The 20,188-nt window shown below is 47.8% G+C and carries 23 protein-coding genes, 1 tRNA gene and 1 pseudogene; 18 read left to right on the forward strand and 7 right to left on the reverse strand.

The window, feature by feature from the left end; all coding sequences use genetic code 11:
* Positions 1-283: 283 nt before the first annotated feature.
* Positions 284-1,621, reverse strand: a complete 1,338-nt coding sequence (locus FY034_RS18525) for a transposase (protein WP_224963446.1) — start codon at positions 1,619-1,621, stop codon at positions 284-286.
* 118 nt (positions 1,622-1,739) lie between these two features.
* Between FY034_RS18525 and FY034_RS18530 the strand changes: the two are divergent.
* The 7 genes and pseudogenes from FY034_RS18530 to FY034_RS18560 all read left to right on the forward strand — a co-directional run.
* Positions 1,740-2,081: pseudogene (locus FY034_RS18530) on the forward strand (transposase); the annotation flags it as partial.
* Positions 2,082-2,420: 339 nt separating this feature from the next.
* Positions 2,421-4,085 carry a reductive dehalogenase gene (locus FY034_RS18535; RefSeq protein ID WP_265555376.1) on the forward strand — a complete coding sequence of 555 codons (1,665 nt, stop codon included), beginning with the start codon at positions 2,421-2,423 and terminating at the stop codon, positions 4,083-4,085.
* A gap of 62 nt (positions 4,086-4,147) precedes the next feature.
* A complete protein-coding gene (locus tag FY034_RS18540; protein WP_015043729.1) occupies positions 4,148-4,465 on the forward strand; it encodes a hypothetical protein in 318 nt (105 codons plus the stop codon).
* Positions 4,466-4,617: 152 nt separating this feature from the next.
* The gene (locus FY034_RS18545) at positions 4,618-4,935 is read left to right on the forward strand and encodes a hypothetical protein (RefSeq protein WP_015043729.1); all 318 of its coding nucleotides are present in this window, start codon (positions 4,618-4,620) and stop codon (positions 4,933-4,935) included.
* A 107-nt stretch (positions 4,936-5,042) separates the two neighbouring features.
* Entirely contained in the window at positions 5,043-6,260 is a 1,218-nt protein-coding gene (locus FY034_RS18550) for a 4Fe-4S binding protein (RefSeq protein WP_265555381.1), read from the forward strand.
* The gene (locus tag FY034_RS18555; RefSeq protein WP_265555383.1) at positions 6,257-6,400 is read left to right on the forward strand and encodes a hypothetical protein; all 144 of its coding nucleotides are present in this window, start codon (positions 6,257-6,259) and stop codon (positions 6,398-6,400) included. Before FY034_RS18550 ends, FY034_RS18555 begins: the two co-directional genes overlap by 4 nt.
* A gap of 56 nt (positions 6,401-6,456) precedes the next feature.
* Positions 6,457-7,407: a trigger factor gene (locus FY034_RS18560; RefSeq protein ID WP_015261906.1), complete on the forward strand. Its 951-nt coding sequence runs from the start codon at positions 6,457-6,459 to the stop codon at positions 7,405-7,407.
* Between the two features lie 269 nt (positions 7,408-7,676).
* Here FY034_RS18560 and FY034_RS18565 read toward each other — a convergent pair whose 3' ends face one another.
* The gene (locus FY034_RS18565; RefSeq protein ID WP_224963446.1) at positions 7,677-9,014 is read right to left on the reverse strand and encodes a transposase; all 1,338 of its coding nucleotides are present in this window, start codon (positions 9,012-9,014) and stop codon (positions 7,677-7,679) included.
* 124 nt (positions 9,015-9,138) lie between these two features.
* On the opposite strand from FY034_RS18565, the gene FY034_RS18570 reads away from it, so the two are divergent.
* The 5 genes from FY034_RS18570 to FY034_RS18590 all read left to right on the forward strand — a co-directional run bounded on the left by FY034_RS18570 (position 9,139) and on the right by FY034_RS18590 (position 12,079).
* Positions 9,139-9,471 carry a hypothetical protein gene (locus tag FY034_RS18570; protein WP_265555385.1) on the forward strand — a complete coding sequence of 111 codons (333 nt, stop codon included), beginning with the start codon at positions 9,139-9,141 and terminating at the stop codon, positions 9,469-9,471.
* 51 nt (positions 9,472-9,522) lie between these two features.
* The gene (locus FY034_RS18575) at positions 9,523-9,921 is read left to right on the forward strand and encodes a rhodanese-like domain-containing protein (RefSeq protein ID WP_265555386.1); all 399 of its coding nucleotides are present in this window, start codon (positions 9,523-9,525) and stop codon (positions 9,919-9,921) included.
* A 113-nt stretch (positions 9,922-10,034) separates the two neighbouring features.
* Positions 10,035-10,667 (forward strand): hypothetical protein, encoded by a 633-nt coding sequence (locus FY034_RS18580; RefSeq protein ID WP_265555387.1) that lies wholly within the window; start codon positions 10,035-10,037, stop codon positions 10,665-10,667.
* Positions 10,667-11,362 carry a VIT1/CCC1 transporter family protein gene (locus FY034_RS18585; protein WP_265555739.1) on the forward strand — a complete coding sequence of 232 codons (696 nt, stop codon included), beginning with the start codon at positions 10,667-10,669 and terminating at the stop codon, positions 11,360-11,362. The genes FY034_RS18580 and FY034_RS18585 overlap by 1 nt, the downstream gene beginning before the upstream one ends.
* Positions 11,363-11,431: 69 nt before the next feature.
* Positions 11,432-12,079: a hypothetical protein gene (locus FY034_RS18590; RefSeq protein ID WP_265555389.1), complete on the forward strand. Its 648-nt coding sequence runs from the start codon at positions 11,432-11,434 to the stop codon at positions 12,077-12,079.
* Position 12,080: 1 nt separating this feature from the next.
* Here the strand turns inward: FY034_RS18590 and FY034_RS18595 are convergent, their stop codons facing one another.
* Positions 12,081-12,464, reverse strand: a complete 384-nt coding sequence (locus FY034_RS18595; protein WP_265555390.1) for a co-chaperone GroES — start codon at positions 12,462-12,464, stop codon at positions 12,081-12,083.
* 153 nt (positions 12,465-12,617) lie between these two features.
* On the opposite strand from FY034_RS18595, the gene FY034_RS18600 reads away from it, so the two are divergent.
* From FY034_RS18600 to nadD, 5 genes are all read left to right on the forward strand, one after another.
* Positions 12,618-12,706, forward strand: a tRNA-Ser gene (locus FY034_RS18600).
* Between the two features lie 129 nt (positions 12,707-12,835).
* Entirely contained in the window at positions 12,836-13,843 is a 1,008-nt protein-coding gene (amrS, locus tag FY034_RS18605; RefSeq protein WP_265555392.1) for an AmmeMemoRadiSam system radical SAM enzyme, read from the forward strand.
* A gap of 94 nt (positions 13,844-13,937) precedes the next feature.
* Positions 13,938-14,801, forward strand: coding sequence for a YicC/YloC family endoribonuclease (locus tag FY034_RS18610; protein WP_265555394.1), 864 nt, complete (start codon positions 13,938-13,940; stop codon positions 14,799-14,801).
* Positions 14,802-14,806: 5 nt separating this feature from the next.
* Entirely contained in the window at positions 14,807-15,373 is a 567-nt protein-coding gene (gene gmk, locus FY034_RS18615) for a guanylate kinase (protein ID WP_265555395.1), read from the forward strand.
* Between the two features lie 3 nt (positions 15,374-15,376).
* Positions 15,377-15,955, forward strand: coding sequence for a nicotinate (nicotinamide) nucleotide adenylyltransferase (nadD, locus tag FY034_RS18620; RefSeq protein ID WP_265555398.1), 579 nt, complete (start codon positions 15,377-15,379; stop codon positions 15,953-15,955).
* A 3-nt stretch (positions 15,956-15,958) separates the two neighbouring features.
* On the opposite strand, the gene FY034_RS18625 is transcribed toward nadD, so the two are convergent.
* Together FY034_RS18625 and FY034_RS18630 are read right to left on the reverse strand one after the other, a co-directional pair.
* The gene (locus FY034_RS18625) at positions 15,959-16,975 is read right to left on the reverse strand and encodes an FAD:protein FMN transferase (protein ID WP_265555400.1); all 1,017 of its coding nucleotides are present in this window, start codon (positions 16,973-16,975) and stop codon (positions 15,959-15,961) included.
* Positions 16,976-17,568: 593 nt separating this feature from the next.
* Positions 17,569-18,906: a transposase gene (locus FY034_RS18630; protein ID WP_224963446.1), complete on the reverse strand. Its 1,338-nt coding sequence runs from the start codon at positions 18,904-18,906 to the stop codon at positions 17,569-17,571.
* Positions 18,907-19,044: 138 nt separating this feature from the next.
* Here FY034_RS18630 and FY034_RS18635 point away from each other — a divergent pair, with 138 nt between their 5' ends.
* Entirely contained in the window at positions 19,045-19,635 is a 591-nt protein-coding gene (locus FY034_RS18635; RefSeq protein ID WP_416222796.1) for a hypothetical protein, read from the forward strand.
* Positions 19,636-19,676: 41 nt separating this feature from the next.
* On the opposite strand, the gene FY034_RS18640 is transcribed toward FY034_RS18635, so the two are convergent.
* Positions 19,677-19,931 carry a Txe/YoeB family addiction module toxin gene (locus FY034_RS18640; protein ID WP_265552565.1) on the reverse strand — a complete coding sequence of 85 codons (255 nt, stop codon included), beginning with the start codon at positions 19,929-19,931 and terminating at the stop codon, positions 19,677-19,679.
* The gene (locus FY034_RS18645; protein WP_265555334.1) at positions 19,928-20,179 is read right to left on the reverse strand and encodes a type II toxin-antitoxin system Phd/YefM family antitoxin; all 252 of its coding nucleotides are present in this window, start codon (positions 20,177-20,179) and stop codon (positions 19,928-19,930) included. Before FY034_RS18645 ends, FY034_RS18640 begins: the two co-directional genes overlap by 4 nt.
* Positions 20,180-20,188 lie beyond the last annotated feature (9 nt).

Consider the following 20,188-nt stretch of genomic DNA (forward strand, 5'->3'; position numbering starts at 1 on the left):
GATCGGTTTTTCAGCTCATTGAGAACCACCAGCCAGAACTTGGAGGTTGTCAATAGGAATTTGCTTTTTCGATGCAGACTGTATACCACTGGAAATGGGATTACGTCAATGGATTATCGGGACTTTTGGGGGGAAATCGGGAACTATCCGGGGAGATTCTGGCCTGATGACGGTTCAATCTGCATCATTGTTTGCAATTGCCGCCGCCTGACCAGCAAAAAACCACATTTTCGCCATTTTCAACACACACCATTCCTGCTGCAACGCCCCGTATTATCCGGCTTCACAGGTATTCCGGGATGAAGTACGCCTCTTCATACTCAATAATCTGGCTGTCGGCGTACACCAGCGCTGGTTCAGCTTCCACTATTACCGGCGGCCCCCTGCCACATTGCGGTTGCCGCTTCGGGACATCCCACAACCCCAGATGATCCAGAATCCTGCGGATCACCGGCTCTTCTTCGATAAACGCCAGTATCCGCATGACACCTTTGCAGTTCGGGCAGGTCAACGGATCGGTCTCGTAGACCTTCTGGATCAGCCTGGCCCAGTTGGCACGGCACTTTTTGCGATATGGTGTGTCGGCCTCTTGTTCGACAATCTGCGGTGTGTCGTTGTCGTCCATCCCTAGCTTCCTGCGCTTGCCTCTGGCGGCGTTGCTGTAGTAGCCGTAGTAGCGCACCATCTGCTCGCCATGCCGCGGAATGTGGCTGATGATCATAGCCAGCCAGTCAAGGGCGCTGAAGCTTTTGGTCGTGTGGCCGTCTTTTGAGCGGTAGATGACCGTGCCGCTCTGTTCAATGTAGGTCATCCGCTCCTGCGAGAACTGGCAGCGGATGATGTAATGGGCCAGCTTCTCCAAGGCGTCGCGGTCATCAGCCGCTATCGGCTCGCAGATATGTACGTTGAAGCCGCTGTGATGCCAGGACATGAGCAGATCAATGTGCCACTGGGTGATGGCACCCTTATCCAGCAGCATCTTCAAGACCTTGTGCCGGAAGAGCTGTTCCAGTGCGTGGAAATCGTAATACGGAGTGATGTGGAAGATGCCATGCTCGTCAAAGGTGCCATCGGATATTATGATGTGGCAGTGAGGGTTGAAACCGAGGAAGTCGCCGAAGGTCTGGATGGAGCAGGCGCAGCCGGGCATGGAGTTGTCTGTGCCTGTCATGTACTCTCTCAGCGTCTCCCAGGCGGTGCGGCTTAGATCGGCAAGAAGTGTGCGATCAAACAGGAAACAGCGGCGGATCAGCTTGGGGATGGAGAAGACAATGTGACGATGTGGTACGGTGACGGCAAGATCATCGAGAAACCATTCGCCGAACTCCACCACCCGTTTCTGATGGCATGACGGGCAGAAGTGACGGCGCTTGCAGGAAAAAGCGACCAGATATTCGTGACCGCAGTCATCGCACTTCACACGGGCGAAACCATTGTGCAGACAGCCGCAGTCTAGGTAACGAAAGATCGTTAACCTGATTTCAGGTCTCAGATACCCGAAACGGGACTGATACCGCTCCTCGTGTACCCGCTCCAGCTCCTCGAAATAATCCTCAACACAGCGGTAATAGTCGGATAACCGGGGATTGCGCGGGCTGTATGGCGCAACGGAGTTTTGCATGACACACCTGCCAGAGATGTGTTATGCGTAAGGTGTGCCATGGAGAAAGAGTGAGTTCCAACCATCGGCAACACCGGTCAAGCCGGTGGTGCCTCAGCCCCGTTGAACTTGATTAAATAGCAGTGCAAAGAAATACGCTAATTCTCTGATGGATGAGTTTGAGGCCAAATATCCTGAAGCCATTAAAACTCTGGAAGAAGGGTTGGAAGACTCACTACAGTTTTTCAGCTTTGCAGAGATTGATTCAAGAAAGATCGCGTCAACCAACCTGCTGGAAAGACTCAACCGAGAAGTACGTAGAAGAACCCGGGTGGTTGGGATATTCCCAAGTATGGATTCCTATATTCGGCTAGTAACCAGCTACCTTATTGAGTATAGCGAAGACTGGTGCAGTGGCCGATCCTATATCAATCCAAAAATCATCACTTCGATTGAGCAGGAACGTTCAAAAGCTGCGTAAGCCTTAATCATTAATTCAGAAAAGCATGACGCTCGGCGCTAGCCAAGCAAACTCTCTTTGATTTAGGGTTACTCTTTGGGGTGAAAGAGACTTTGCCGTCTTCAAGCGTTTTGGTAGGGTGCACGTGTCAATGGGATGATGCCGAGCATATCCTCGGCCTGACGGCCTCCGGTATCCCTCGCATCACCCTTGACACTCTTCCCAACTTACGCTTTTACATAAAACATTTAGCCTTAAGGGGTTCTGATGGTTTTTGCGAACATTTCTTGACACTATCAATAGAGTAGTTTTATAATAATTATAAGGCACGTGCAATTATTATTAAGGAGGAAGATTCGAATGGGAGAAATCAACAGGAGGAATTTTTTAAAAGCCTCGATGCTTGGAGCAGCTGCAGCTGCTGTAGCCTCGGCATCTGTGGTGAAGGGGGTCGTTAGTCCCTTGGTGGCTGATGCTGCGGACATCGTGGCTCCGATCACGGAAACCTCAGAATTTCCATACAAGGTGGATGCAAAGTACCAGCGTTACAATTGTATGAAGAACTTCTTTGAAAAGATTTTCGATCCGGAAGAAAACAAGACTCCTATTAAGTTTCATAACGACGATGTTTCCAAAATCACAGGCAAGAAAGATACGGGGAAAGACCTGCCCACGCTTAATGCGGAAAGACTTGGGATCAAAGGGCGTCCGGCGACACATACAGAAACAGGCGTTCTTTGGTTAGGTGCGCATACGGGTGTCATGCCACACCTGCGCAACCTGCGCAGTAAAGAAACAGGCAATACCTTGTTGGATTACGCCTTGCAAGCCGGAGTCTGGGCTGTAGAATTTGATTTTCACGGATTTAACGCAACAGATGGTGGTCCGGGAACTGTAATCACGCGTTATCCCATAAATCCTATGACCAATGAAATAGCTAATGAGCCTGTCGTGGTACCCGGTTTGTACAACTGGGACAATATCGATGTTGAAAGTGTGCGACAACAAGGCCAACAGTGGAAATTCAAATCAAAGGAAGAAGCCAGTAAAATGGTTAAAAAGGCAGCCTGTTTCCTGGGAGCCGATCTGGTCGGCATCGCACCCTATGACGAGCGTTGGACCTATTCTACCTGGTGCAGGAAGATTCCAAAACCTTGTAAAATGCCCAACGGCAGAACCAAATTATGGCCATGGGATTTGCCAAAGGCGCTGTCAGGCGGGGGAGTAGAAGTTTTCGGACATGCAAAACTTGAACCTGATTGGGAGAAGTATGCAGGTTTCAAACCAAAAAGTGTGATTGTCTTCGTTCTTGAAGAGGATTACGAAGCTTTGCGCACCTCACCGTCAGTCATTGCCAATGCCGCGACGGGGAAAGTTTACTCCAGTCTGGGAGGAGTATCTTACAAAATCGCGGTTTTTCTGAGGAAGCTTGGCTATTATGCAGCGCCGTCAGGAAACGATACCGGATTGAATGTTCCTATGGCCGTTCAGGCCGGGCTTGGAGAAGCAGGCAGAAACGGACTTTTAATTACCCAGAAATTCGGTCCGAGAAATCGCATCGCCAAAGTCTACACCGACCTGGAACTTGCTCCGGACAAGCCGAGAAAATTCGGGGTACGCGAGTTCTGCCGCCTGTGCAAAAAATGTGCGGATGCCTGCCCCGCCCAGGCCATCTCCCATGAGACAGACCCTAAGGTTCTGCAGCCAGAGGATTGTGAGGAATCCGAAAATCCATATACTGAAAAATGGCATGTTGATTCCAAGCGTTGCGGCTCTTACTGGGCCTATAACGGTGGTCTCTGCGAAAATTGTGTAGCTGTATGTTCGTATAACAAAATCGAGAGCTGGAACCACGATGTGGCCAGAATAGCCACTCGAATACCATTGCTTCAGGATGCAGCCCGCAAGTTTGATGAATGGTTCGGCTATGGCGGGCCTGTAAACCCTGATGAAAGACTTGCATCGGGTTATGTTCAGAACATGGTCAAAGACTTCTGGAATAATCCTGAGTCTATAAAACAATAGTGATTTCAATGTCAAATATATTAATCATAAGGAGAAAATTATTATAAGGAGTGAAAGGTATTATGAATATATATGATGTGCTGATTTGGATGGCACTGGGTATGATTGCATTGCTTATCCAATACGGAATCTGGCGGTATCTGAAAGGGAAGGGCAAAGATACCATACCTCTTCAAATCTGCGGGTTCCTCGCCAACTTTTTCTTTATATTTGCTTTGGCCTGGGGATATTCCAGCTTTTCGGAGCGTGAATACCAAGCTATTGGCATGGGATTTATCTTCTTCGGAGGCACGGCACTTATTCCTGCGATTATTACTTACAGGCTGGCTAACCATCCGGCAAAAAAAATCAGAGAAAGTTCGGATTCTATTTCTGCTTAGCAATTAGAGTATCAAGCCATAGGGTTAATGAGGCCAGTAAGTGTCTCTTCAGATACTTACTGGCTCATCTCTATAATCTTCATAATTTTTTAAGAGGTTCATAAGCTGTGAAAACAAAGAAAAGAAAATTATTATAAGGAGTGAAAGGTATTATGAATATATATGATGTGCTGATTTGGATGGCACTGGGTATGATTGCATTGCTTATCCAATACGGAATCTGGCGGTATCTGAAAGGGAAGGGCAAAGATACCATACCTCTTCAAATCTGCGGGTTCCTCGCCAACTTTTTCTTTATATTTGCTTTGGCCTGGGGATATTCCAGCTTTTCGGAGCGTGAATACCAAGCTATTGGCATGGGATTTATCTTCTTCGGAGGCACGGCACTTATTCCTGCGATTATTACTTACAGGCTGGCTAACCATCCGGCAAAAAAAATCAGAGAAAGTTCGGATTCTATTTCTGCTTAGCAATTAGAGTATCAAGCCATAGGGTTAATGAGGCCAGTAAGTGTCTCTTCAGATACTTACTGGCTCATCTCTATAATCTTCATAATTTTTTAAGAGGTTCATAAGCTGTGAAAACAAAGAAAAATAAAGCAGTGTTGGAAAATAGAAGAGGATGGGAATACTATTATCAATTTTCTTTACTTCTCACTGCCATAATAGCTATTTTATATGGTGTGTTCTGGGCTCCTCAATCGGTTGATTACAAGGGAATCATCCAAAAAAATGTTCTCGGCGTTATATCCATAGAAAAAATGATGGGGAATCAGCATGCCTATAAAATCGATACGGCACAGGGACGTTTCTATGCAGTATGTGATTCGGCTATAGGATATCAATCCAAAGTTGAGGCTATGACTATCGTCAACGAAAAGGGCCTTATAGAGAAAGTTATTATTACGAAACAGGGAGAGACTCCGGTTTTTTTTGAAAGGCTCACAAACCAAAAGTATTTTGACGGCTTTCAAGGTCTTGCAATCAAGGAGCCTATTTATTTGGGAGGAGCATATGGATATTCGGGATATCTGGGTAGTATAAAAACAAATAATTATATTGACGCGGTAACAGGTTCAACAGTGTCGTCACATGCTGTGGCTGAGGCTGTGAACAAAGGGAATTCTTATTTATCAGGGCAATTTTTTAACACCCAATGGGCCAACCCTTACGATTTATTCCAGCTTAGCTGGAAGGATATGGCCATGATTGCGATGTTTTTAATTGCGTTTGCCTCAGCCTTTATCAAGAAGCTCGTAAAAATACGTCTGGCATTCCTGCTGGTTAGTGTCGTGGTGCTTGGTTTTCTCGTTAATCAGTTTGTGACAGGCAGCTTGCTTCTTTCAGCAATTACGTTGCAGATTCCCAGGATAACTAACCTGAAATGGTATGTGCTTATGGCCGGGTCTCTCGGATTTATTATCCTTTTGGGAAAAAATCTGTATTGCGCTTGGATTTGTCCTTTTGGAGCAGTACAAGAGATTCTTAACAAGGCTGCAGGGTTCAAATCTCTGAATATTTCCCAGAAGACTATTAAAATACTCAGGCTGGTGGCTCCGACCATTTTATGGGTTGCACTTCTGCTGGGCACATTACTGGGTGACTATGGGACATTGGATTACCAGCCTTTTGGCGCGCTTTTCCTGTTCAAATCGGTATGGTTAATGTGGTTGATGTTACCAATCTTCTTGTTTATGAGCTTATTTATTAGCCGTTTTTATTGTAAATTCTTCTGTCCGGTAGGATTTATTTACAATTTGCTTAACCGTTGGCGAAATAAGGAGGTAAGAATATGAAAACAGAGATTAGATCGATTGAAGCGCAAAAAAAAGGAAAAACAAGAGACCTTGTCTTCACACTCCTGATCCTTATTTTCGCAATCGCTCATTTTTTTGTAATGCTTCAGTCAGTGGGAATCCTCAGGGCTGACCGTTGAAATTTTCCTGAGAAAGTAGCGTATCAAGTAGACATAATGAGGGAGGAATCGTGATAATGAAGCAGTTCGAACTTGGACAATATAAGGGTCTAAATGTGAAGCGTTTTGATACAACAGTCCAAGAAGAGGAGATTCAGCAAGCCTTAGATTATATCATAGGCTCTTTTGATGAAATTGAAGAAGAAAAAAGAAATGAGCCTATTAAAACAAACGATTATGTAATCGTGGATATTGACGGTTATGAAAAGGATGCAACAGTACCGGTTATAAGAAACATCGATACAAAATTAATAGTCGGCAGTGAAGGTGTATTTCGAGAAGTTAGTGCAAATCTCCTAGGGAAGAAAATGGGCGACACAGTGACCTTTGAGACTGTTATTCAGCCCGATGCCTTAGAATTTCAGCGTTGGTGGGGAAGCGAGTTTACATTTACCGTTAAGATTAAGAGCGTTTTTGTGGTGAAGAAACCAGAATTGACTGAAGAATTAATTAGGAAAGTTGAACCTGATCTAAAAAACCTGGAAGACTTAAAAAATATGCTTGCCCTAAAAATCACTCACGAAAAAGAGGGGAAGGAACGGGAGGCAAATATTCTCTTGATTTTTCAAGCTTTAGTTAAACAATGTAAGTATGAATTTGATGAAGAAGAATTGGATTCAGCTGCTGAAGATTTATATAAGAAATTTACTGAAGAACTCAAAATAGTTGATGATATGGAACTTATGGAATATTTGATCCATAGAAAAATAACCGCAGACCAATTGCTGGCCGAATGTAAGGAAGAGGCATCCAGAAGGATTCTCTGGGAACTTATGATAAATTCTGTTATTGAGAAAGAAGAGATAAATCTTACTCCGGATGAAATCAAATATCTTGAAAAGCGAATTAACGAAAGCCGACAAAACGGTCAACTCCCCGAAGAGTTTATGGACATCAATTTTTTACTGGCATCGTATTTACGAAAAAAAACAATAGACTATTTGCTAAAAATCAATTTGGCAAGTTAATCTATCCTATCTTTTAAGATTATTACCACCACCGAGGAATAGGAATTTGCTTTTTCGATGCAGACTGTATACCACTGGAAATGGGATTACGTCAATGGATTATCGGGACTTTTGGGGGGAAATCGGGAACTATCCGGGGAGATTCTGGCCTGATGACGGTTCAATCTGCATCATTGTTTGCAATTGCCGCCGCCTGACCAGCAAAAAACCACATTTTCGCCATTTTCAACACACACCATTCCTGCTGCAACGCCCCGTATTATCCGGCTTCACAGGTATTCCGGGATGAAGTACGCCTCTTCATACTCAATAATCTGGCTGTCGGCGTACACCAGCGCTGGTTCAGCTTCCACTATTACCGGCGGCCCCCTGCCACATTGCGGTTGCCGCTTCGGGACATCCCACAACCCCAGATGATCCAGAATCCTGCGGATCACCGGCTCTTCTTCGATAAACGCCAGTATCCGCATGACACCTTTGCAGTTCGGGCAGGTCAACGGATCGGTCTCGTAGACCTTCTGGATCAGCCTGGCCCAGTTGGCACGGCACTTTTTGCGATATGGTGTGTCGGCCTCTTGTTCGACAATCTGCGGTGTGTCGTTGTCGTCCATCCCTAGCTTCCTGCGCTTGCCTCTGGCGGCGTTGCTGTAGTAGCCGTAGTAGCGCACCATCTGCTCGCCATGCCGCGGAATGTGGCTGATGATCATAGCCAGCCAGTCAAGGGCGCTGAAGCTTTTGGTCGTGTGGCCGTCTTTTGAGCGGTAGATGACCGTGCCGCTCTGTTCAATGTAGGTCATCCGCTCCTGCGAGAACTGGCAGCGGATGATGTAATGGGCCAGCTTCTCCAAGGCGTCGCGGTCATCAGCCGCTATCGGCTCGCAGATATGTACGTTGAAGCCGCTGTGATGCCAGGACATGAGCAGATCAATGTGCCACTGGGTGATGGCACCCTTATCCAGCAGCATCTTCAAGACCTTGTGCCGGAAGAGCTGTTCCAGTGCGTGGAAATCGTAATACGGAGTGATGTGGAAGATGCCATGCTCGTCAAAGGTGCCATCGGATATTATGATGTGGCAGTGAGGGTTGAAACCGAGGAAGTCGCCGAAGGTCTGGATGGAGCAGGCGCAGCCGGGCATGGAGTTGTCTGTGCCTGTCATGTACTCTCTCAGCGTCTCCCAGGCGGTGCGGCTTAGATCGGCAAGAAGTGTGCGATCAAACAGGAAACAGCGGCGGATCAGCTTGGGGATGGAGAAGACAATGTGACGATGTGGTACGGTGACGGCAAGATCATCGAGAAACCATTCGCCGAACTCCACCACCCGTTTCTGATGGCATGACGGGCAGAAGTGACGGCGCTTGCAGGAAAAAGCGACCAGATATTCGTGACCGCAGTCATCGCACTTCACACGGGCGAAACCATTGTGCAGACAGCCGCAGTCTAGGTAACGAAAGATCGTTAACCTGATTTCAGGTCTCAGATACCCGAAACGGGACTGATACCGCTCCTCGTGTACCCGCTCCAGCTCCTCGAAATAATCCTCAACACAGCGGTAATAGTCGGATAACCGGGGATTGCGCGGGCTGTATGGCGCAACGGAGTTTTGCATGACACACCTGCCAGAGATGTGTTATGCGTAAGGTGTGCCATGGAGAAAGAGTGAGTTCCAACCATCGGCAACACCGGTCAAGCCGGTGGTGCCTCAGCCCCGTTATGCATAAGGAGATCAAAGCTTGCGAATCAAATATGTTGAGCATTCAAAACTAACGGAAATGAAAAACGATAACAAATGCTGGGAAGAATGGTTTGGCTGTGAGATTTTCAAACGACATTGGTGTAAAGACGAAATATGTCAAAATCAATTAATTACTCAAGATGCGGCTATATTCTATAATTCATACGAGAAAACTGACCCAACTTGGGGATATTTTCACATTTGGCTGGCTGATGAACAAGAAGTTTATGATGGCGAAGCTGAAGACATAGGAGAAGTCATGTCCTTGCATTCTTATGGAATAAATTATTGCCCATTGTGTGGGGAAAGGCTCAATGAATCTAGTGCATAACCAGCGGCGAACCAGCTGTGTGCAGATACGGTACAGAGCATCAGGAACATCATGAAAACCTTCATGCGATTAGATAAATATTTGTTGCTGGCAGTTCTGTCAGCCCTGTTTCTGACGGCGTGTTCCACTACAATCGTGCGCTCGGAACTGCAGCAAAAACTTCTGGAGAGTCCTGCACCGCTGGTTGTCGATGTCCGTACCGAAGGCGAGTACAACGCCGGTCATATCCCCCGCGCGATTCATATACCTTTCTACGCCATTGCTTCAGGCCTGGAACAGCGTGCCTTTCCGAAAGAAAAACCGGTCGTGATCTACTGTGAACATGGCCCGAGAGCCGGGCTTGCCGGGATCAGTCTCTATTTTCAGGATTTCAAGCAGGTATACTCCCTTGAGGGGCACATGCAAGGGTGGCGGAAAAGTGGGCTACCGGTTGAAGTCGGACCGAGGTAACGTTGAAGGGTTTTCGTAGATTAATTTGAACGTGGCGGTGTGGCTCAAACAGGACAGGTTAGTTCGTCCATCAATGTAAGGAGTTGACTATTTTGAAGAATTTGATCCTGGTCATGCTGGTGCTGCTTTCCACCGTGTCAGGTGTACAGGCAGAGGCACCGCCGTGGAAAGAGATCGCAGCTGATTCAATGAAAGAGCTGGCAAGTGAGACTATCACGCAGGAAACCTATACCAGGCTGGTCACAGGCGCAGTTGTCGTACAAAAACGGCCCACGCCTGCTCACCTGACAGGGGTTCATGTGGCGGGGTTTGGTATCGTTCATGCCACTACCGATAAAACCTGGAAGGGCATAACGGAATGTGCCAATCTACCGAAATTCATGCCGAGCATGGTGGATTGCCATGAAATAAAGGCCACCAGACCTCTCTCGTCTAACGAAAAATGGACCTACAATGAATTGAAGTTCAGCTTTGGACCGATTTCAAAAACCATCAAGATAATTGAGGATGTAAAGTGGTATCCTCAAAAGAAAAACAGTTGGGAGCGGGTCAGTGGCGATACAAAGGTAAATGTCGGATCATGGAGGATCATCAAGCTGAACGATGCGTACCAGCTTCTGGTCTATGATACCGTCACCGACGTAGAAGGTGTTCCCGATTGGGTTTCAAGGGCACTGACCGGCAGCAACCTTCCGGCAACGGTTACGGCAATGCGAAACTGGATAGAAGGGGTGCAGGTAAGATGATGTATAAAGCCCACCGAGAGGCCCATAAGACAGAGAGTGTCGGTTGGCTTCGGGCAGCCGTGCTTGGGGCAAATGACGGAATAATTTCAGTTGCGAGTCTTGTCGTCGGTGTTGCCGCCTCGGGGGCTTCCCAAAAGAATATTCTGCTTGCCGGCGTGGCTGGCCTTGTGGCCGGGGCGATGTCAATGGCGGCTGGCGAGTATGTCTCGGTTCAATCACAGGCAGATACGGAATCTGCCGATATTGAAAGGGAACGGCGTGAGCTGCGGGAGCAGCCGGAAAACGAACTTGCGGAACTGACGGCAATTTATGTAGGGCGTGGACTTGATCAGTCGTTAGCGCAGCAGGTTGCAGAACAGCTTATGTCCGGTGATGCGCTCCTGGCCCACGCCCGTGACGAGCTCGGTATCACTGAGACATTGCGGGCACGACCGGTCCAGGCTGCTTTTGCCTCCGCAATTTCATTCACTGTCGGCGCCGTTGTCCCCATCGTCGTCGTGGTGCTTGCTCCTGCAGGCCGGGTCATTGCGATCTCGTCCGTAACCGCGCTGTTCACGCTGGCCGGCCTGGGGGCAACGGCTGCATACGTCGGTGGTGCACCTGCCGGCAAGGGAGCAATCCGTGTTGCTTTCTGGGGAGCCCTTGCAATGGGACTGACCGCTGGAATAGGCAAACTTTTCGGCACGGTTGTATAGATGCGGTTTGAAAGCCGCCAGCCGATTTCCCGACCGTTGTCCTTGATGAGGTAGAGCATGCTCCCGGATATGAAACCATCACTGAAATACTGGATCTTCATTCTCGGCATGGCCTGCGCCATCTTTGGCGACATTCTCGCCAGTGTGCTCGGCTCCTGGCTGAATCTTGCGCCCCAGGAACAGGTTTTTCTGCTGGGGTTGCGGGACAGGATCATCCCGTTTCCGATCATGGGGGCTTTTCTGCTTTTTCTGGTGATCGGCGGCATGGTCAGCCTGTTGTTCCGCTACTACATCATCCCGATCATGAGGGTCGCAGAATCAACCCAGCTGATCGCCCTTGCCAACCCCAACCACCGGGTGCCCGAGATCGGCGCCCGTGAGGTGGCGCACCTTGCCCGGATAATCAACGCCTCGGCAGATGCCTATCAAAAACTGCAGCAGGAGGTCGAGGCCACCATCCATGATGCCAGGGCGGACCTGCTTGAAGAGCGCAACCGCCTTGCGGTACTGATGTCGGAACTGCCGGTGGGGGTGCTGGTCTGCAATATCCACGAAAATGCCGCAGGCGCGAGCGCGCTGCGGCGTGTTGACAATGAATCCGGATATCTGTATATGGAATATGCGACCGATTTGCTGCAGGAATTTGCTTCAATCAACGACGACACTCTTTCAAACGCATTGCAGTATCTTCAAAAGGAAGCTAAAGAGATCATGTAGACTACTCAAAAATGCTTTCATCCCTGATGATCATCAAAATGGATGAATGAGGGAGGATGATATACTTTTCGCTGTTGAATTCTATTTCATAACCGCTTTTTTGGAGATATACGGCGAGATCTCCGGGCTGTGCCTGTAAGGGTATGTATTTCACTTCGTCTTTGGATGCCTTCCAGAAGTCTTCCTGATCGCTTAAAACCGGAAGCGGATAACCCGGACCAACTTTCACGATGTAACCGCTTTGGATGTTCTCGTTCTCCTGAATGGTTGGTGGCAGATAAAGCCCACTTTTGGTTTTTGTATCCGGATTTTTGGGTTTTACCAATACCCGGTCCCCTATCAGGATGAATTTATTCAGATCTTTTTCGTCGATATTGATAGACATATCTTTTTTCTGCAAAAATAGAAAAGGATTCAGATTGGGAAAAGCAGTCCGGAACAGAAAATGAGAATCGGGAGCGCTGAAAAATTTGGTGAAAGAATGTTTTTTCAATCGGGGTTGATTTTTGAGGAAAACTTTTATATTTGCAGCCGAATTGGAGAGCTGCCGGAGTGGTCGAACGGGGCAGACTCGAAATCTGTTGAACTGCATCTGTGGTTCCGGGGGTTCGAATCCCTCGCTCTCCGCTTCAGCCCGCCATCGTTTATCAGGACGATGGCGGGTTTTTATTTTATCCTTCATCATCAGATTTTGTTTTCAATTCCTTGCATTTCCCTATGCGTTGGGTTAACTTGTAGTTGCCAAAAGGTTAACCAATGAACGAAGCTCTTTTCTATTCCAAGCTCGATGATAATCATGTACAGTGCATGTTGTGTCCCCGGTATTGTCATATCGAGCCCGGGTACTTCGGGAATTGCCATGCCCGTAAGAATTGTGACGGGCAGTTAATTTCAACTGTTTACGGAAAACTGGCTGCGATCAATACCGATCCCATCGAGAAAAAACCTTTGTACCATTTCTTCCCGGGAAGGGAGATCTTATCGGTAGGTACTACCGGATGCAATCTGCATTGTATTTTTTGCCAGAACTTCACGCTTTCTCAATATGACAACCATTATCCGGTGACGATTAAAAATAGTACACCGGAAGAACTGGCAAATCAATCGATGGCGGTGGTTAAAAATCTGGGGGTTGCATTCACCTATAATGAGCCGTTTGTAAATTTTGAATTTATGGTTAAAGCTTCCGAACTGATCAAACAAAACAATCAGCAAACGGTGATGGTGAGCAATGGGTATATGAATGCGGAGCCACTTTCCATTCTACTGGAAAATATCGATGCTTTCAATATTGACCTGAAAGCTTTCAGTGAAAAATTCTACCGGAAATATTCTAAAGCGACGTTGAAGCCGGTACTTGAAACCATCCAGAAAATTGCCCAAAGCGGGAAGCATCTTGAGATAACGAATTTGGTTATTCCTACGCTGAATGACGAGGATGATGAATTTGAGAAAATGTGTGACTGGATTGCCAATGAGACCGGTAAAAATACGGTATTACACCTTTCCCGCTTTTTTCCCAGATATGAACTGAACCAATACCCTACTCCGGTTGAAACCTTATTCCACCTTTATGATGTAGCCAAAAAGAAACTAAACCATGTGTATATCGGCAATCTGGCAACAGAGATTCACAGCAACACCTATTGTCCAACCTGTAAAACCATGCTGATTGAGCGAACGTATTATCGGGTAAAACTTAACGCAATTGATTCGGACGGAAAGTGTACGACATGCGGCACACCGGTTATTTCCCATTGTTGAAACCGAATTCGGTCAATTTATCCCGTCAACATTGAAAAACGCTTCAATTAATCGCTAACTTAGGCGCAAAATTTATTTGACCATGATAAAATCGATGACAGGCTACGGTAAAGCCGAATGTGAACTTCCTTCAAAGAAAATTACCATAGAAATTAAGTCACTGAACAGTAAACAACTCGACATAAACAGTCGCTTTCCCGGTATTTACAGGGAAAAGGATATTGAGGTACGGAAAATCATTGCCGAAAAGCTGGAGCGTGGCAAAGTTGATTTCAGTCTTTATTGTGAACAACTGGGGCTTGAATCGAATGCGGTGATCAATAAACCCATTGTCAATGCCTATTATACCCAGCTTGCCGAAATTTACCGTGATTTGAACATGGAAATGTCGGAACTGGCCATTACCAGTATCTTGCGCCTTCCCGATGCGGTAAAAGTCGATCACGAAGAACTCGATGAAGAGGAATGGAAAATGATTGTTTCCAGGATCAATGCAGCCATCGACATGCTGAATAGCTTCAGGGTACAGGAAGGGAATGCTCTTGAAGCCGATATTGTCAGCCATATTGATTTGATTGTAAAGTTAAAGAATCAGATAGAACCTTACGAAAGCGAGCGGATTGAACGGATCAAAACCCGATTGAGCGATGCGTTGAGCAATTTATCGGACAATGTGCAGGCCGACCCCAACCGCTTTGAGCAGGAACTGATTTTCTATCTCGAAAAGCTCGATATCAACGAAGAGAAGGTTCGGCTGGAAAACCACTGCACCTATTTTATCGAAACCATCAACGAGCCCTATCCATCGGGTAAAAAACTTGCTTTCATTGCTCAGGAGATCGGGCGCGAGATCAACACACTCGGATCAAAGGCAAACCATTCGGAAATACAGAAGCTTGTAATCAAAATGAAAGACGAGCTTGAAAAAATCAAAGAGCAATTGCTGAATATTTTGTAATGCCAATGAAAGGGAAGCTGATTATATTTTCTGCTCCGTCGGGAGCCGGGAAAACAACCATTGTAAAACATTTGTTGAGTAAAAACCTGGGGCTCGAATTTTCGGTTTCAGCCACCAGCCGCCCTATTCGGGGTGCCGAAGTCGATGGGAAAGATTACTATTTCATCTCTTCGGAAGAATTTAAACGCCGGGTCGATCACGAAGAGTTTTTGGAGTACGAAGAAGTGTACCCCGGGATTTATTACGGTACGTTGAAAAGTGAGGTGGAACGCATCAGGCTGCAAGGCGGGCATGTCATTTTCGATGTCGATGTGGTTGGCGGATGCAATATCAAGAAATATTACGGCGATGAGGCCTTGTCGGTTTTTGTGCAGCCACCTTCGGCCGAAGAGCTGAAGAAAAGATTGGTTGGCCGTTCGACCGATTGTGAAGAGGTGATTGCCACACGGCTTGCCAAAGCGAACTACGAAATGACTTTTGCCCCGCGTTTTGATGTCATCCTCATTAACAATGTGCTGGAAGAGGCATTGAAGGAGGCCGAAAAGATTGTGACCGATTTTCTAGCCAGCTAACCAATGAAAGCCGGGCTCTTTTTTGGATCGTTTAACCCGGTACACAATGGTCATTTGGCTATTGCCCGCTACATGGTTGAAAACGGAGGGATCGATGAGCTCTGGTTTGTGGTTTCACCCCAAAATCCGTTCAAAAAGAGTGAAAACCTGCTCGATGATGCAAGCCGTTATGCCATGGTTTGCCTTGCCATTAAAGAGGAGGCTCAATTCAGGGCCTGCGATGTGGAACTTCATCTGCCAAAACCTTCCTACACCATTGATACCCTCACTTTTTTGAAGGAACAATATCCTGACGACGAATTTGTTATCATTATTGGCGCCGATAATTATGTACATCTGCCGAAATGGAAGGAATATGAGAAGCTGGTAGGCGAATATGCTTTCTTGATCTATCCCCGGCCGGGGTTCGTGATTGATGACGGCCATTTTTCCGGAAATTTTACGCTGGTAAATTCTCCGCTAATGGATATTTCATCAACTGAAATCCGCCAGGCCATTGCGGAAAAGAGAGAGGTTGGCCACTTATTGCCACCGGAAGTGCTCGGGTATATCCGGGCGTACAACCTTTATTGCAACCAATAATACCTATTTGGCAATTTCGACCACCATTTTGTTCATCCCTTCCGATGTGTAAACCTTCATGTTTCCCTGAGAATCGCTGTAGATAAAAAGCACGTCAACATCCGGAAGTTTTTTGAGGAACTCCTTCCCTTTTTCAACCCCCATGACCATGAAAGCGGTAGCCAATGCATCGGCGGTAATGCAATCGGGGGCAACCACGGTCGCGCTGAGTAAGGTATTGTGTGCCGGACGGCCTGTTTTGGGATCGATGGTGTGAGAATACTTAACGCCATTCTCGATGTAAAACTTACGGTAATTCCCTGAGGTAGAAACCGATTTGTTATCCAGTTCAATCACTGCTTCAAGCATTTTTCCCGGATCCATGTTATCGTCGACCGGTTTATCCACGCCAATCTTCCACAGTTTGCCGGAACCATTTTTCCCTTTTGCCCGAACTTCGCCCCCAATTTCGACCATGTAATTCTTGATCCCCTTGTGGTCGAAGAAGCGGCAAACCACATCGACCGAATATCCCTGCGCCAGCCCGTTCATATCGAGCTGAACACCCGGCATCGACTTGATGAGATGATGCTTCTTCAGCTGGATCTTATCCATGCCGACAAATTGTTTCAGGCTGTCGATATAGGTTGAATCGTGTTTGGCATAAGGCAGGTTGCTGAATCCCCAGGCGCGAACAACAGGACCCACCGTAATGTCGAAGGCGCCGTCAGAAAGCCGGTTGATTTCGACCGATTTCTTATAGGATGCTTCGAACCAGTCGTCGGTTTCCACGGTTGGTTCGTTGCGGTTGATCCGCGAAATAATCGACGCAGAATCCCATACCGAGAGCGATTTATTAAAATCGTTCAGCATTTTATCGATATCGGCTTTGTAATCCTTGCCTTTTTTGTTCTCGTAGGTAATATGATAGGTGGTTCCCTGGGCAAAACCAGCAACTTTGGTGTACTCGTAAGCTTTTGTTTTGCAACCCGAAAGCAGTATAATTGCCAGGAAAGTAATACCAATCGATTTTGTTGTCATAGCTGTGAATTTTACAACGATAAAGATGCAAAATTTCTGTTACTTTTTTCGAAAAGGATTATGACTGTTTGGGGATCATATCCCGAAAGATCGATCCTGTATGGGCAGGTGAAAAAGGAACATCTAAATCCGACGTTGGATTCGTTACTTGTCCTTTTCTGCCTTTTTGATTCCAGTAGTGCCGATCGTATGGTCAATTCTCACCACATAGGCACATAGGCCACATAGAATACAATGTTGGAACGATGATTCATTCTTTTTTCATGATTCGTCGGCGATTAAAAATCGCCGGTCCCGATACGCCAACTCCGGAGGATTTAGAGGAATAGGAATTTGCTTTTTCGATGCAGACTGTATAAGGAATAGGAATTTGCTTTTTCGATGCAGACTGTATACCACTGGAAATGGGATTACGTCAATGGATTATCGGGACTTTTGGGGGGAAATCGGGAACTATCCGGGGAGATTCTGGCCTGATGACGGTTCAATCTGCATCATTGTTTGCAATTGCCGCCGCCTGACCAGCAAAAAACCACATTTTCGCCATTTTCAACACACACCATTCCTGCTGCAACGCCCCGTATTATCCGGCTTCACAGGTATTCCGGGATGAAGTACGCCTCTTCATACTCAATAATCTGGCTGTCGGCGTACACCAGCGCTGGTTCAGCTTCCACTATTACCGGCGGCCCCCTGCCACATTGCGGTTGCCGCTTCGGGACATCCCACAACCCCAGATGATCCAGAATCCTGCGGATCACCGGCTCTTCTTCGATAAACGCCAGTATCCGCATGACACCTTTGCAGTTCGGGCAGGTCAACGGATCGGTCTCGTAGACCTTCTGGATCAGCCTGGCCCAGTTGGCACGGCACTTTTTGCGATATGGTGTGTCGGCCTCTTGTTCGACAATCTGCGGTGTGTCGTTGTCGTCCATCCCTAGCTTCCTGCGCTTGCCTCTGGCGGCGTTGCTGTAGTAGCCGTAGTAGCGCACCATCTGCTCGCCATGCCGCGGAATGTGGCTGATGATCATAGCCAGCCAGTCAAGGGCGCTGAAGCTTTTGGTCGTGTGGCCGTCTTTTGAGCGGTAGATGACCGTGCCGCTCTGTTCAATGTAGGTCATCCGCTCCTGCGAGAACTGGCAGCGGATGATGTAATGGGCCAGCTTCTCCAAGGCGTCGCGGTCATCAGCCGCTATCGGCTCGCAGATATGTACGTTGAAGCCGCTGTGATGCCAGGACATGAGCAGATCAATGTGCCACTGGGTGATGGCACCCTTATCCAGCAGCATCTTCAAGACCTTGTGCCGGAAGAGCTGTTCCAGTGCGTGGAAATCGTAATACGGAGTGATGTGGAAGATGCCATGCTCGTCAAAGGTGCCATCGGATATTATGATGTGGCAGTGAGGGTTGAAACCGAGGAAGTCGCCGAAGGTCTGGATGGAGCAGGCGCAGCCGGGCATGGAGTTGTCTGTGCCTGTCATGTACTCTCTCAGCGTCTCCCAGGCGGTGCGGCTTAGATCGGCAAGAAGTGTGCGATCAAACAGGAAACAGCGGCGGATCAGCTTGGGGATGGAGAAGACAATGTGACGATGTGGTACGGTGACGGCAAGATCATCGAGAAACCATTCGCCGAACTCCACCACCCGTTTCTGATGGCATGACGGGCAGAAGTGACGGCGCTTGCAGGAAAAAGCGACCAGATATTCGTGACCGCAGTCATCGCACTTCACACGGGCGAAACCATTGTGCAGACAGCCGCAGTCTAGGTAACGAAAGATCGTTAACCTGATTTCAGGTCTCAGATACCCGAAACGGGACTGATACCGCTCCTCGTGTACCCGCTCCAGCTCCTCGAAATAATCCTCAACACAGCGGTAATAGTCGGATAACCGGGGATTGCGCGGGCTGTATGGCGCAACGGAGTTTTGCATGACACACCTGCCAGAGATGTGTTATGCGTAAGGTGTGCCATGGAGAAAGAGTGAGTTCCAACCATCGGCAACACCGGTCAAGCCGGTGGTGCCTCAGCCCCGTTAACCGGTAACTTTATGATCCATGCATTGCCCGGTATGGGCGCCGACCATAGAATGTACCCAGCACCTTGGACAAGCATTCCTGGATTTGTAGCGCATGACTGGGTGCGTTATGCCGGGGAGCAGAGTTTGAGCGAGGTTGCTCACTCCATGTGCGACTCATACCATATCAACGATGGAGATGTCTTGATTGGCGCATCCCTCGGGGGAATGGTCGCCTGCGAGATTAGCAAGATCCGGGACATCTCCCGCCTGTATTTGATTGGCAGCGCAGCCCGTAAAGAAGAAATCAGCACGCTGCTTACGGCCCTTCACCCGTTGGCTCAGATTGCCCCGCTTGACTGGCTACGGATTTTGGCAGGTAAGATCCCGATGGAATTGGCACAGATGTTCACCAGCGCCGAGCCCGGATTCGTCCGGGCTATGTGTGTTGCCATTTTCAACTGGGAGGGGCTTGGTCCGAGTACAACCAAGGTCATACGGCTTCACGGAAGTCATGACTTGGTGATCCCGCCTCCGAAGACGGTTGATCTTCTGATTGACGGGGGTCACTTGATCTCAATGTCGCACGCAGCAGAATGTGCGGCGTTTATCATGGGGGATTCTGGCGGCGGTGTGCTGATTTAGAAGCAGAAAACGGTTTATACACTGTATCAAGTAACTGCTATTCAATAATGATCTCTACACTGTGCAATCAGGAGCGTATCACCTTCAACCGCATAGACCAAGCGGTGGCAGCTGTCTATTCTGCGTGACCAGAAACCGGCCAATTGATGTTTGAGCGGTTCCGGCTTGCCGATACCGGCAAACGGTTCTCGCTGGATATCCCGGATAAGTTGATTGATCCGTTTCAGCATCGCCTTGTCGGTAGTCTGCCAGTAGAGATAGTCCTCCCATGCTGCGGTTGAGAATTTTATCATCATTCCGTCAGGTCTCTGGTCTGCCCTCCGCCTGCACGCAGTTCCTCCACAGATTCAAGCAACCGTTTGGCCCCTTGGGGATTACGGAGCAGATAGGCGGTTTCTTCATAAGCGTGGAAATCGTCGAGGGAAAGGATGACAACCGGTTTGCCGCGCTGGCTGGTCACCACCACGGGAACGTGGTCTTCATTTACTGATTTCATGACCTCTGCAAAATGCTGGCGCGTATAGGTATAGGTCAGGGCATTCATTGCTGGTAC

This window comes from Trichlorobacter lovleyi, from assembly GCF_015239775.1.
GTDB lineage: Bacteria > Desulfobacterota > Desulfuromonadia > Geobacterales > Pseudopelobacteraceae > Trichlorobacter > Trichlorobacter lovleyi_B.

What these genes read in the sequence shown, in the direction of transcription:
- FY034_RS18525 (WP_224963446.1), bottom strand. Translation starts at nt 1,621, where the DNA reads ATGCAAAACTCCGTTGCGCCATACAGCCCGCGCAATCCCCGGTTATCC.
- FY034_RS18535 (WP_265555376.1), top strand. Translation starts at nt 2,421, where the DNA reads ATGGGAGAAATCAACAGGAGGAATTTTTTAAAAGCCTCGATGCTTGGA.
- FY034_RS18540 (WP_015043729.1), top strand. Translation starts at nt 4,148, where the DNA reads ATGAATATATATGATGTGCTGATTTGGATGGCACTGGGTATGATTGCA.
- FY034_RS18545 (WP_015043729.1), top strand. Translation starts at nt 4,618, where the DNA reads ATGAATATATATGATGTGCTGATTTGGATGGCACTGGGTATGATTGCA.
- FY034_RS18555 (WP_265555383.1), top strand. Translation starts at nt 6,257, where the DNA reads ATGAAAACAGAGATTAGATCGATTGAAGCGCAAAAAAAAGGAAAAACA.
- FY034_RS18560 (WP_015261906.1), top strand. Translation starts at nt 6,457, where the DNA reads ATGAAGCAGTTCGAACTTGGACAATATAAGGGTCTAAATGTGAAGCGT.
- FY034_RS18565 (WP_224963446.1), bottom strand. Translation starts at nt 9,014, where the DNA reads ATGCAAAACTCCGTTGCGCCATACAGCCCGCGCAATCCCCGGTTATCC.
- FY034_RS18575 (WP_265555386.1), top strand. Translation starts at nt 9,523, where the DNA reads ATGAAAACCTTCATGCGATTAGATAAATATTTGTTGCTGGCAGTTCTG.
- FY034_RS18580 (WP_265555387.1), top strand. Translation starts at nt 10,035, where the DNA reads ATGCTGGTGCTGCTTTCCACCGTGTCAGGTGTACAGGCAGAGGCACCG.
- FY034_RS18585 (WP_265555739.1), top strand. Translation starts at nt 10,667, where the DNA reads ATGTATAAAGCCCACCGAGAGGCCCATAAGACAGAGAGTGTCGGTTGG.
- FY034_RS18590 (WP_265555389.1), top strand. Translation starts at nt 11,432, where the DNA reads ATGAAACCATCACTGAAATACTGGATCTTCATTCTCGGCATGGCCTGC.
- FY034_RS18595 (WP_265555390.1), bottom strand. Translation starts at nt 12,464, where the DNA reads ATGTCTATCAATATCGACGAAAAAGATCTGAATAAATTCATCCTGATA.
- amrS (WP_265555392.1), top strand. Translation starts at nt 12,836, where the DNA reads ATGAACGAAGCTCTTTTCTATTCCAAGCTCGATGATAATCATGTACAG.
- FY034_RS18610 (WP_265555394.1), top strand. Translation starts at nt 13,938, where the DNA reads ATGACAGGCTACGGTAAAGCCGAATGTGAACTTCCTTCAAAGAAAATT.
- gmk (WP_265555395.1), top strand. Translation starts at nt 14,807, where the DNA reads ATGAAAGGGAAGCTGATTATATTTTCTGCTCCGTCGGGAGCCGGGAAA.
- nadD (WP_265555398.1), top strand. Translation starts at nt 15,377, where the DNA reads ATGAAAGCCGGGCTCTTTTTTGGATCGTTTAACCCGGTACACAATGGT.
- FY034_RS18625 (WP_265555400.1), bottom strand. Translation starts at nt 16,975, where the DNA reads ATGACAACAAAATCGATTGGTATTACTTTCCTGGCAATTATACTGCTT.
- FY034_RS18630 (WP_224963446.1), bottom strand. Translation starts at nt 18,906, where the DNA reads ATGCAAAACTCCGTTGCGCCATACAGCCCGCGCAATCCCCGGTTATCC.
- FY034_RS18635 (WP_416222796.1), top strand. Translation starts at nt 19,045, where the DNA reads ATGGGCGCCGACCATAGAATGTACCCAGCACCTTGGACAAGCATTCCT.
- FY034_RS18640 (WP_265552565.1), bottom strand. Translation starts at nt 19,931, where the DNA reads ATGATGATAAAATTCTCAACCGCAGCATGGGAGGACTATCTCTACTGG.
- FY034_RS18645 (WP_265555334.1), bottom strand. Translation starts at nt 20,179, where the DNA reads ATGAATGCCCTGACCTATACCTATACGCGCCAGCATTTTGCAGAGGTC.